General features: G+C 36.1%; 10 protein-coding genes and 1 pseudogene. 2 read left to right on the forward strand and 9 right to left on the reverse strand.

Going from position 1 to position 12,142, the window contains the following annotated elements:
* Positions 1-22: 22 nt before the first annotated feature.
* The 5 genes from OO184_RS17825 to OO184_RS17845 all read right to left on the reverse strand — a co-directional run bounded on the left by OO184_RS17825 (position 23) and on the right by OO184_RS17845 (position 5,448).
* Complete coding sequence (locus tag OO184_RS17825) at positions 23-697, reverse strand: formyl transferase (protein WP_265380327.1); 675 nt, start codon at positions 695-697, stop codon at positions 23-25.
* The gene (locus tag OO184_RS17830) at positions 694-2,550 is read right to left on the reverse strand and encodes an aminotransferase class I/II-fold pyridoxal phosphate-dependent enzyme (RefSeq protein ID WP_265380328.1); all 1,857 of its coding nucleotides are present in this window, start codon (positions 2,548-2,550) and stop codon (positions 694-696) included. Before OO184_RS17830 ends, OO184_RS17825 begins: the two co-directional genes overlap by 4 nt.
* A gap of 115 nt (positions 2,551-2,665) precedes the next feature.
* Positions 2,666-3,862, reverse strand: coding sequence for a hypothetical protein (locus OO184_RS17835; RefSeq protein WP_265380329.1), 1,197 nt, complete (start codon positions 3,860-3,862; stop codon positions 2,666-2,668).
* The gene (locus OO184_RS17840; protein ID WP_265380330.1) at positions 3,855-4,250 is read right to left on the reverse strand and encodes a ParB N-terminal domain-containing protein; all 396 of its coding nucleotides are present in this window, start codon (positions 4,248-4,250) and stop codon (positions 3,855-3,857) included. The genes OO184_RS17835 and OO184_RS17840 overlap by 8 nt, the downstream gene beginning before the upstream one ends.
* Entirely contained in the window at positions 4,216-5,448 is a 1,233-nt protein-coding gene (locus OO184_RS17845; protein WP_265380331.1) for an MFS transporter, read from the reverse strand. The genes OO184_RS17840 and OO184_RS17845 overlap by 35 nt, the downstream gene beginning before the upstream one ends.
* Positions 5,449-6,139: 691 nt before the next feature.
* Here OO184_RS17845 and OO184_RS17850 point away from each other — a divergent pair.
* Positions 6,140-6,568: an EamA family transporter gene (locus tag OO184_RS17850; RefSeq protein WP_265380332.1), complete on the forward strand. Its 429-nt coding sequence runs from the start codon at positions 6,140-6,142 to the stop codon at positions 6,566-6,568.
* Positions 6,569-6,631: 63 nt separating this feature from the next.
* Here the strand turns inward: OO184_RS17850 and pgm are convergent, their stop codons facing one another.
* The 4 genes from pgm to OO184_RS17870 all read right to left on the reverse strand — a co-directional run bounded on the left by pgm (position 6,632) and on the right by OO184_RS17870 (position 11,191).
* Positions 6,632-8,272, reverse strand: coding sequence for a phosphoglucomutase (alpha-D-glucose-1,6-bisphosphate-dependent) (pgm, locus tag OO184_RS17855; protein ID WP_132344195.1), 1,641 nt, complete (start codon positions 8,270-8,272; stop codon positions 6,632-6,634).
* 61 nt (positions 8,273-8,333) lie between these two features.
* Entirely contained in the window at positions 8,334-8,858 is a 525-nt protein-coding gene (gene seqA, locus OO184_RS17860; RefSeq protein WP_139656380.1) for a replication initiation negative regulator SeqA, read from the reverse strand.
* Positions 8,859-9,662: 804 nt separating this feature from the next.
* On the reverse strand, positions 9,663-10,628 hold the full coding sequence (glk, locus tag OO184_RS17865) for a glucokinase (RefSeq protein WP_265380333.1): 966 nt from the start codon (positions 10,626-10,628) through the stop codon (positions 9,663-9,665).
* A gap of 209 nt (positions 10,629-10,837) precedes the next feature.
* Complete coding sequence (locus tag OO184_RS17870) at positions 10,838-11,191, reverse strand: hypothetical protein (protein WP_265380334.1); 354 nt, start codon at positions 11,189-11,191, stop codon at positions 10,838-10,840.
* A gap of 558 nt (positions 11,192-11,749) precedes the next feature.
* On the opposite strand from OO184_RS17870, the pseudogene nadS reads away from it, so the two are divergent.
* Positions 11,750-12,036 (forward strand): annotated as a pseudogene (gene nadS / locus OO184_RS17875) (NadS family protein).
* Positions 12,037-12,142: the final 106 nt, after the last annotated feature.

The raw sequence follows: 12,142 nt of genomic DNA on the forward strand, positions 1-12,142 counted from the left end.
TCCAGTGTTAAAGGCCGATCACCTAAGCTTTATTAAGTAATTCGAGCGATGCCTGCTTGGTAAATGTCATCCGTTCTTCCAGACTATGATTATCCTTTTCATAATAAATTGTTGCCTCTAAATCAATCTGAGGTCTTGGTGTTATTTTTTCCAATATTGGCATCGTGTCAAGGAATAATTGTCTGGCATAGCTAATAGCCCGCGTATAAGTCTCGATGACCTCTTCAAATTCAGGGTAAATAGAAAACGAGATCTGATTGACAATCGGCCCGGCATCAATACCTTCGTTGATTTCATGGATCGTCACACCATGAGACTGATCTCCGTTTTTCAAAGCCCAATTAACCGGTCTTACGCCTCGATATTTAGGTAAATAAGACAAATGGATATTTAATATTTTCTTACACGAATTAATGAATTTTAAAGGCAATATCCGCTTATGAAATACGACAAAACATAAATCGCAAGTGAAATCACCACTTTCATAGCCTGGTAGATTTTCAACCTTATTATCTTCAATAACAGAAATATTATTTTGATAACAGAAATCGATTAACGTCTGATCAGTGCTTACAGGTTCGAATTTATCTGCCACCACGTGCGATATTTTATAGTCTTTATGATTTAAGAAATACTGACAGATGAAAATTGCCAATTCTCCTTTACCACAAATTACCACTGTTTTAGGATTATTCATTCGCAAACCTCTTTAACTTCCTTAATCGCCTTCATGTCATTAATATTTATTTGCCATTGCATAATTGTACGTAATGCATTTATTAAAACTTCATTATCGCTTTGTGTTCTGCAAGAAATACGCAAATAGAGATCAGAGTCTGCATTTCCTTTGCCAGAACACTCTTTTACATACAGCCCATGAATATCTAAAAGTAATCGCGAGATAGTATTTGCATCAGAAATGTGCAATTTACAGTAAACAAAATTAGAATCTGTCTCAAATGCGGTAATACCCTCTATTGAGTTTAATTCCTGCTGTAATTTTAACGTATCACTAATCACTTTTTCACAGCTTAATTTATAGCTCTCTCTATATTGAGGCAGTCTTAATAAAAACTCTTCAGCAAAACCATTAATATTCCAAATTGGCAACACAGATCTTATTTTACTAAGTAATTCTTGATTTGCCGTGGCAATATATCCTATACGAATACCACCAATCCCGAAGGTTTTACTCATGCTTCGAATAACAGATAAATTCTTATAGTTATCTAAATGCTTTAACATTGTGTCATCACGCATTTTAGAGAAATCTAAGAAAGATTCATCAACAACTAAGTCGATATTTAATGTCAACAATTCGCCAGCCAAATATAACAGGCTATCAATAGGTGTCAATTTACCTGTCGGGTTATTAGGTGATTCAATAACAACCACACTTGGTTGCTCTTCCTTTACCAAAGTTAGTACTTCATCAATATCTATCTCAAAATGCTGATGCTCTTTGGTATAACTATATATCGTTCTTGCTTTTCCAAAGCAATTAGCATATTCATTAAATGAAGGTACAGTGACTAAGACTTTTCCTGTATAAACATCAGGAAGCCGTTTAATTATCTCAGCAGCACCATTTGAAATACATAATTGCGTTTTTTCTATCCCAATAAATTCAGATAAAGCATGTTCGACTAAACGATTCCCGCCAGGATAATTTAACAATATTTCATCAAAATTATTCTTTATTTCATCTTTCAATTTTTTAGGTGGAAAGTTGAAATTATAAATTAAACCAAAGTCAATAATAGGATAACGCCAGTAACCACCGTGCCTGTTTTGCACAAGGTCTAATTTATTATTACTTGAAATGAAATCACAAATAGCAAGATCATAAGTATTATCTACTTCATACCATTGAGAATTATCAACAATACTGGCTTTAAATTCAGCGACATTATTCAGCAAAGACTGTTTAAATATATCTTCATAATATAATCCAGTCGATCCGCTATTAACGTAACTTTCTAGCTCTTTAACAACATATTCAGCAAAATTAGCGGTGCAAATATTATAAATATTTACCGTCTTATATTGACCTTCTTCAACCTGATAGTTGTTATCTTTCGTGGAATTTAGCGCAATGATATTATCATTATCGACTTTTGCATAAGTTCCTTCCATATTTGGGCTAAGAGGAGAAACAAGTACATTAAGATCTCCCGCTTTTAACATGACACTTTCTAAGCATTTCTTAGTAAAGAAGATATCGCCTTCAAGAATCAAGGTATCCTGCTTAATCCAATTTCTAGCGAGATATAAAGAATAGATATTATTCGTCGATTCCCACTTATCACTATTAACAAATTCAATATGCAAGTTATATGCGTTTTGTTTAATATGAGACATTAAAACATCGCTCTTATAACCCACCACAATAATAACTTTTTCAATACCGACAGATTCGATATTCCTCAGCGCATTATCGATAAATGATATCTGATTTGTTTCTACCAAAGGTTTTGGTTTATTTGATGTTCTAGTTGATAATCTACTGCCTCTTCCGGCACAGAGAAGTATTACGGTTTTTATATTCATAGTCAGTCTTAATTGATTATTTTAAATTGCTGTTAAAAGGTTATTTTTATTGTTAAATAGGAATTAACCTAAAATGTAGTCCGTTAATAATATAAAATTGATATTGAATTAAATATCAATTAAATACGATGTCATATATAACATGCTGATATACCCAAACTCCATCAATTCTTCCATGAAAACTTGCTTCTCCACCATTTTCACCGCCAGTCTTTACACCAGATCCCAGACCGAATGTGTGAAAATTATTGAGTGCTTCACCAGAAGTTGATATAGGATTTAATTTTTCATTAGTTAGCAAACCATATCTATCACTCTTAAATTCAATAGGAATATTATTTTCATTAACTATTTCAACAAGTTTAGAATGATACCCGGTACAATGAATAAGCACATCATCACAGTTAATGAGTTTAATAATTTCATCATCAGAAATTTCTGAAATATTCAAGATAGAAATATTTTTATATTTTCTTTCTTTAATTTCTTGTGCAAAAGCAAAAGAATCATATCTCAGACCTGAATATCGATTAACCCGACCACTTAAAGGACAAATGTCTTCCTGCGTGAAGTCATAACCATAAGATTCTGCACTTAAAGGTGAATCAAAAAACAACTTGAAATCTTTATTCACAAAAACATTTATTTTTCCTGCAAATTTTAATTGTTCTATAAGCCTAATCAAACAAGAAACAGAACTGTGTGACGAACCCAATATTGATATATTTCTTACACTGCCGCTATTAATGATCTCATCATAAAAACCTTTAATGAAATCACCTGATGTAATATTTTTTCTATTATGTAATAATCTGGATTTATTTGGACTTCCACCGATATTAAACAATACTTTCCGCGCTGATATAATATAATCTTCATTATTTTTATGATAAGTTATATCGTAGTTACCATCTTCATTCTGCTTAATCTTTTTTACTTCCGCACCAGTCAAAACACCAAACCGATCACCATATTTGTTTTCCTGAATAAAGTGTGCAACTCTCTCCAAATATTGGCCGACAAACCTCAATTCAACTGGCTTATCTTTATTGGCGCTAAAATGTTCCCACTCCGATGTTGATCTTATATATTGACTCAGTTCATCATCACAGCCGTCAAATTTCTCTAAAAATACACTACCTAAAGAGTTCGCGGTAATCTTATATTTCTTTAATGAACCAGAACCAACCATTTCTGTTTTTTCTAAAATCAGGCAATTATTTATGGCTTCATCTCTTAATAAATCCGGGATTAATGAAATATTTGCAGGCCCCGCACCACACATTACCACATCATAAAACTGCTTATTCATTGACAAACCCTAACATTTTTAACGAAATTTGTGTTTCAATAACATTCCCGGCAAACTCATGACGAGTCTGTTTATAACCAAGAGGTTGCCCATCCAAACCCGCCTTAATAACATCACTGTGATTAATTGTTTTATCCTCATTGCGGGAATAAACCAATAGTTCCTTCTCATAATCAAATGCTAAACAAGGAATACAACTTAATTTTAGTGTTTTGGCTAATTCAAGTCTATGATGACCATCAATAACCACATTTGTTGCTTCATCAATCCAGATTGGTTGAGTCCAAAAACCTTCAAGTTTAACTTTCTCTATTAACTGTTCAACACGAACAGGACAATGTAATTCAGTTGGCCTAAGATTTGAGACTTCTTCTAATATTAATTTCATGTTTATCCCTTAGTTTAAACATCCGACAGAAAATTACCAACATCAACACACTTAATATAGCTAATAATTGAAATAATACTCCACCATCAAATAATTGGATAATAGTGCCACCAACCAATGGAGAGATAGAAAAACCAATACTATAAAGTGAGGCTGCACCAAAATATGCGCCACGTAAATCATTTGGCGCCAAACGATCGATAAAAACATTTACACACGGAAACAAAATAGTTTGACTGATACTCATGGTAAACGCGGCTATATACCACAATAAATAAACATCATAATACTTGAATGAAATAAAGAACATTAATTCAGATAAAATGAGTAATACAGACCCTATATTTATTTTTGTTTCTAACTCCATATTTTGCGCTAATATGGAAAACGGTAACTGCATAACGACGATGGTTATCGCATGTAACATAATAAGCGAAGCAATAAACTCAGCATACCCATTAAACCCTAATGAAGTAATTAACTGTGGCAAAGTTGAATCAAAGTGACCAAAAATAAACATCATGAGAATATTATTTATGACCAGCATTAAAAACACACGATCATTCAATAAAACCTTTATCGTTCCTTTAAAATCATCATTATTTGTTAAGTTTATTTTTATTTTCTTACCAAATAGATAAACAGGGATCATAAAAATCACATAGGATACCGAAACAATCAGAAAAGAAATAGAATTAATGTCCAGACTTAATTTTATTCCTAAATAAGGCCCGACTACCGCCCCGGCATTTAGAAATAAATACCTTAAGTACATGGCATTCTCTCTTACTTGCTTTTCCTCAATAATATCACCAATAACTGCTTTTATTGGGTTATTTACAAGCGCCCAAGAAATATTCGCTAATAAAGTGCCAATAATAAAACCAGATTGGTGTTCAGATAACCATAATATTAAATATGCCAATGAAGATATAAGACATCCAATGACAATTATCTTAGCCCGGCCGACTTTATCAGAGAAGTAACCTGCATAAAAACTTAATATTGATGAAATCGCAATGGATAAAGAGAGAACTAATCCAATCATCGATGCAGTAAAATTGAACTTTGTATATAATATGATGGATATAAAAGGCCATACCATCATTGATGTTGATCTTGTTACAAAAGTCCCCAGGAATAGACCCCATATACATGCCGGTATGGATGTATAATTATTAAGAGAAAAATTTTTCATTGCTATGTTCTTATATTATTTATATTGATATCTTTTAAACCAATCATTTGAGATATTTATGAAATCACATAAAACCCACTCGCCCCTACAAAAAATAAAATGTAGAGGAAAGCACTAGGATGATCTGTACGATAAAGTAAACCCAATGGTATATAATTTATCTTTAATATATTATCAAAACAGATGTTAATTGCAAACAGAATATGACATTTTTGTTACATGTTAAACGTAGAGCAAATGCTGGTGATGTTAATGAGCAACATAATGACATAAGTACCCTGCACTTTAACAGGCAAAAACACAGGTAAAAATGGCCCTTAATCTCAGATAAAAACCTTTCAGTTCAATATTTATCTATTCAAATAGTCATTAATCAACTGAGAAACGCAACTTAATCTAACCCCAAAATAAACTGTAATATTATGTTCAAAGTGAAACATATAAATAAAACTATATTTTAGTTTAATAGCTAAACTCCGGTAGGGATAATTATTATTTATAGATTTATATGAAGCCATCTGAGATTAAAACTGGAAACTATTTCACAGGCACAAAATATTCACTAACTAAAATTGGGATTAGTAATGAGTTTATTCTTTAATTTCCTTAATGAGAGTAATGGTATATTCACACAAAGAGAATTGTCTTATCATCTCAATTCATTTGATACTAACAACAGGATTTATTCGCGATGGGTACCTGGCTTATCTATGCCTTATTATCAGCGTTTACTGCCGCTTTAGTCGCTATCTTCGGGAAAATCGGTTTGCAAAATCTCGATGCCAATACAGCAACAGCGATACGCGCAGTCATTATGGCGTTGTTTCTTGTCGGCGTGGTTGTAGTGCAGGGAAAATTAAATCTGATTAGTGAAATACTGGTAAACCGCAAGGCGCTGCTTTTTATCGTTTTAAGCGGTGTGGCGGGGGCGTTGTCATGGTTGTTTTACTTTCTGGCAATTAGAAACGGCAATGTTTCTCAGGTTGCCCCGATTGATAAACTCAGTGTCGTGTTTGCTGTCATCTTGGCCGTTATCCTATTTGGTGAAAAAATATCACTGATGGCCGCAGGCGGTGTTGTATTAATTGCTGCCGGTGCATTAATGGTTGCTCTAGGCTGAAAAATAAAAAATCCGCAAAAGCTGTTATCACTATTGCGGATTCTTTTTAATCGGCCAAAAAGATCAACCAGCGGCAAAAACCTGGTTAACGATATCCAGTGCTTCCTGCTCAATCTTCTGCCGGTGCTCAGGGCCAAGGAGACTTTCACAATAAATTTTGTAGGCTTCTTCTGTCCCCGATGGGCGAGCAGCAAACCAGCCATTTTCCGTTATCACTTTTAAACCGCCGATTGACGCTCCGTTACCAGAAGCTTTTGTCAACCGAGCTGTGATTGAATCACCAGCAAGCTTATCCGCTTTCACCATTTCTGGCGATAATTTGGCTAATAATGCCTTCTGTTGATAAGTTGCCGGCGCCTGAATACGGCTGTAACTTGGTGTACCGAAGCGGGCTGCCAACTTATTGTAATGCTGCTGCGGATTTTCCCCTGTTACTGCGGTCATTTCCGCCGCCAGCAAACACAAGATAATCCCATCCTTATCTGTAGACCACGGCGTTCCATCAAAACGTAAGAAAGAAGCACCCGCACTCTCCTCTCCGCCAAAGCCTAGCTCACCTTTATGTAACCCATCAACAAACCACTTGAAACCTACGGGTACTTCCACCAATTTACGGCCAAGATCCGCGACAACCCGATCAATCATGGCGCTGGATACCAATGTCTTACCTATCGCAACACTTTCTGACCATTGCGGACGATGGCGGAATAGGTAATTTATCGCGGTCGCCAGATAATGGTTCGGATTCATCAAACCGGCAGGGGTGACAATACCGTGGCGGTCATAATCAGGATCGTTGGCAAAAGCCAAATCAAACTTATCGCGCATGGCTAACAAACCCGCCATTGCCCAAGGGGACGAGCAATCCATACGAATGACGCCATCATGATCCAAGTGCATAAACCGGAATGTTTGATCGATTTGATCATTAACCAATGTCAGATCCAAATTGTAGCGCTCGCCGATACGCTGCCAAAACGCAATGCCAGAGCCCCCTAAAGGATCAATACCGATTTTCAACCCGGCCCGCTGGATAGCAGCCATATCAACCACATCACCCAACGCGCTAACATACGGTTCGACTAAATCCTGCTGATGCAAATATTCGCTGTTCAATACCTGAACAAACGGCAAACGCTTAACGCCTTTCAAACCTTCTGCCAGCAACTCATTGGCACGACGTTCTATAATTGCTGTCAAATCCGTATCTGCGGGGCCGCCATCAGGCGGATTATATTTAATCCCGCCGTCTTCCGGTGGATTATGGGAAGGGGTAATCACAATCCCATCAGCCAACGCTTTCCCCAAGCGGTTATAACAAAGGATGGCATGAGAAATCGCAGGTGTCGGCGTAAACCCATTATTCTCCTGCACAATCACATTCACGCTGTTAGCCGTTAAGACTTCCAATACGGAAATAAATGCCGCTTCCGATAAAGCATGAGTATCTTTCCCCACATAACAAGGGCCGTTGATTCCCCGCTGCTTGCGAACTTCCGCAACAGCCTGAGTAATTGCCAGAATATGCGCTTCATTAAAGCTGTGACGCTGAGAGCTACCACGATGACCGGATGTACCAAATTTAACCTTATGCTCTGAGTTTTCCGGCTGAGGATGTAAGGTGTAATACTGCGATGTAAGCTGCGCTACATTTATCAGATCACTTTGGAGGGCAATCTGCCCCGCGCGCGGATGATTTACCACTTTAAATCTCCCCTGGACAAGAGCTGCGCTGTACTTTGTCTGCCAGCACAGCCTTAATCAGTTAAATTGTGCCACACACTTTGTCGATAAAATTGGCGGTGAATTTCATATCCTGCATAATTTGCTCAACCATATTACGCTTACGGTCAGTATTGGTGTTAGTAATTACCCAAAAAGGTGTGCCCGGAATGTGGCGAGGTTTAGTTTGTTTACCGCTGGCGAGCAATGTCTGTTCATCACCAGCAAAATAAACACGGGTACGACCATGCATCGCATCAGTCGTCCGGGAAAAACTTTCACTATTCAAGCTGTATAACGTAGATAAGATCAACATAAAGCGCTCAACAGATTTTTTCTTGTCAGAATAGTCATCTGAAAGCAGCAATTCTCGTATCACACGAACAGAATCACGCTGGCGGGCTACTGGCGCTTTCTCTACAGCGCTGATAGGCTGCGCATTTTGTACTGGCTGCTCGGCGTTAAATTTCAGCATTCGCCGCAAAATATCAGATGCACTTTCACCAATATGTTGTGTATGGCTGGCAATATAGCGGTAAAGGTCTTCATCAACTTCTATCGTTTTCATTTCTATCCAGTACTGTTCTAAATAAAAAATTTTTGCAGATTATAAAGTATAAAAAGAGAAAACAAAACAATTAAAATTTCAATAACTTAAAAGTATTTAAATCTAAAAAACAACATAATAAAACATCCGCTTTTCATCTAAAACAAATCAATCAGTTACATAAATATTGTGAATATAAATCTCATTGTCAAATGTCATGTCGATCTTTTAATACCACTTATTTAGGCGTTGATAATCACATAATAATTTATTCTGATATTACATCCAAATAATCATAAAACTTGGTTAAAATATTGCCGATAATAAATTCAATCTAGGGAGATTAAGCAGCGCACAGGAAGATTGATTATAGACAGTAAAATAGTTTAAATTCATGGAGACGTATGCTTATTACCAGCAAATCTTGACAGAAAATTCGCTTTAATAAATTACCCACCTTTTATTTACATATAATATTCATGATTTACCAGGAAAAATCGTAACCATATAAATTATATGGGAAAATTATCAACTTCATTATTATTCAATTTTATAGAGTTAAGATCTTAAATTGAAATTTCATATCCTGTTTTCAATGTGAATTATAAAGATAAAAATTTCACACATTAATTTTACAAATCATAATGTATATTCTTTAAATTTATTCTTAAAAATTCATAAGATTATTATGAAATCCAGCTATTATATAAATAAAATAGATTTTCATTGCTTTCAATATTAATACACAGTTGCAATAGAAAATTCCAATCAGATATATACAATCATTAATTTCGAAATGTATATGTATATATCTGAATTTATAATTTAATCAATAAGTGAAAGCTGTTGCCGTAAATAGGTACCTGAACCTAATAATCCTGGTTGCGGATGAGTAATCAAATAAATAGGAATCTGTTGTACTAACGGTTTAAAGCGTCCTTTATCTTCAAACCCATGAAGAAAGTTCGACTGCTTAAAGAAATCAAGAAACCGCGGCACTATACCACCAGCGATATACACACCACCAAAAGCCCCTATATTTAACGCTAAATTTCCGCCAAATCGCCCCATAATTTCACAAAATAGTGTCAGCGCACGATGGCAATATTGGCAACTTTCATCCAATGCTCGTTGCGTCACTGTTTCTGGTTCTAAATCTTCCGGCTGACAATTATCCAAAATGGCAATGGCCTGATAAAGGTTTACCAACCCACTACCGGACAAGATTCTTTCTACCGAAACATGCCCAAATTTGCGCCGCAAAACAGCCAATATCGCATCTTGTTCTTCACTATTTGCTGCAAAATCTACATGGCCGCCTTCACCCGGTAAACTGACCCATTGCTTGTCTACCTTGATCAAATGAGCGACACCAAGGCCAGTACCTGCACCGTAAACCGCTATCGGTTTATCTTTAACCGCTTCTCCGCCACCCAACTGAATTTTGTGTTCTTCTGTTAGCATTGGAATAGCCATAGATACAGCCGTGAAGTCATTGATCACATCTAATTTTTCTAGCCCAAGTGTCTGTTTCAGCTCACTAATAGAAAATGCCCATTGATGATTGGTCATTTCTACCCAATCACCATTTATCGGACAAGCAATAGCGATGCAAGCACAAGTTACTGTTGTTTTTTGCTCCGCTAAATAGTGACTGATAATAGATTCTAATCCGGCGTGTTGTTTTGCACTATACGTTTCAATCCGCTCAATAGCCCCATTTTCCAAATTGCAAAGTGCTAATCTGGCATTGGTGCCGCCAATATCAGCAACTAATCCATAGAGATTCATTTTTATATCCTAATAATCGACTAGTACAACAATTAGGTAAAGCTTATCCCATCTGGCATTATTGGTATAGATCGTTTAACAGTGAATGACTGGCAAGCAGTTAATTAATAGCATAAAGGCAAACCACACTATTCAAGGGTAAATGCAAAAAAACCAACCTCACCAGTTGGTTTTTTACATTTATATACTATGCAGCTAAGACTATGTAGTTAAACAGCCTTATGACGTTTACTGGATTTTCTTTTTTCACTTCTCATTGCTTTGCTGTGAGCTTCGGCGAGTACCCGTTTTTTCTCACTATTAGCAAAACGATTTAAAACTTGCCTGATCAATGGCTGGTAGCCTAAGCCATTAAGGTCAGCTATCATTTTCAAGTCTTCTATCAGAGATCGATTTAACCTAATTGAAATGGGCTGTAACTCCAACACTTCGTTAATCAGATCTTCTGTTATATCATCAGATACTTTAACGTGAGACTCACTACAACCAAGCTCACCGTTCTCCCATGCTTCATCGGTGGAAGCTATCAGGTTATTTGCTCGCTTATCAGTTTGCCTGCTCATTTCTCTGTTCCTAGACCGTATTTTCGGTAAATTCTCAATTCATCTTCGTTAGGTGCATAAGCAGTCCTTATAGCAACCCCTTTTTCAGGATAATAGATAAAGACTATTTTTAACTTAACACCGTAATCAGTTTCAGATATAAACCATTTAGTGGGTAGCTCAGTTTTATTATCTTCCCTTGTATCCTCAAGAAAACGTCCAACCCGATTAGAAAAACACTGGAGTATACCTCTTCATTAACAGGCGGCTTTTTGCCTGCTAATTTCAATCTGATGTTTGATGATATCAAGAACTTCATGTGCTTCGGTGTTTTCAATTCATGGTTAATCTGTATATACAGAATATACCGCTAAACAGATCTAAACAACTCAAAATGACTCATAAAATATCAATGTATTCTGTATCATTAATAGATAAGATATATTATTTGAGCGTAAAATTTGTATATACACATAATGATGAAGCTCATGCTCAAGGTATAGAATAAATTTGTAAGTCATGCTATAGAATTTATCGAAACTAGTATGTTTACCCGACGATAAAAGAATAAGGCGTAATATGAGTTTTTTTGACGAATTGAAAGCATCCCTCGAAGAAGCAGTTGAAATTAAACAAGGTAATAAAGCGCACAACACGTGTGACCCGATACGAAAGTTGCCGACGTTAAAACTATCCGTGCTCAACTTAACATTTCACAAGCAGAGATGGCGGAGGCTTTAGGCACTAGCCTTGATACAATTAAAAGCTGGGAGCAAAAGCGTCGAAATCCGACAGGACTAGCGGCAAAGGTGTTAGCTATCATCCAAGAAAACCCTAATTTCTATAAGGCTCTGGCGGCTCATTGATTAGCCGATATGCCATAAAGTACTAAAGTTACTTACCACATCTTGGTTCTACCTGTTTCCAAGAGGCCATAGTTTGAGCGTTCGCATTGCTCGTGATTTTTTTGCT

This window comes from Photorhabdus aballayi, assembly GCF_026153155.1.
GTDB lineage: Bacteria > Pseudomonadota > Gammaproteobacteria > Enterobacterales > Enterobacteriaceae > Photorhabdus > Photorhabdus luminescens.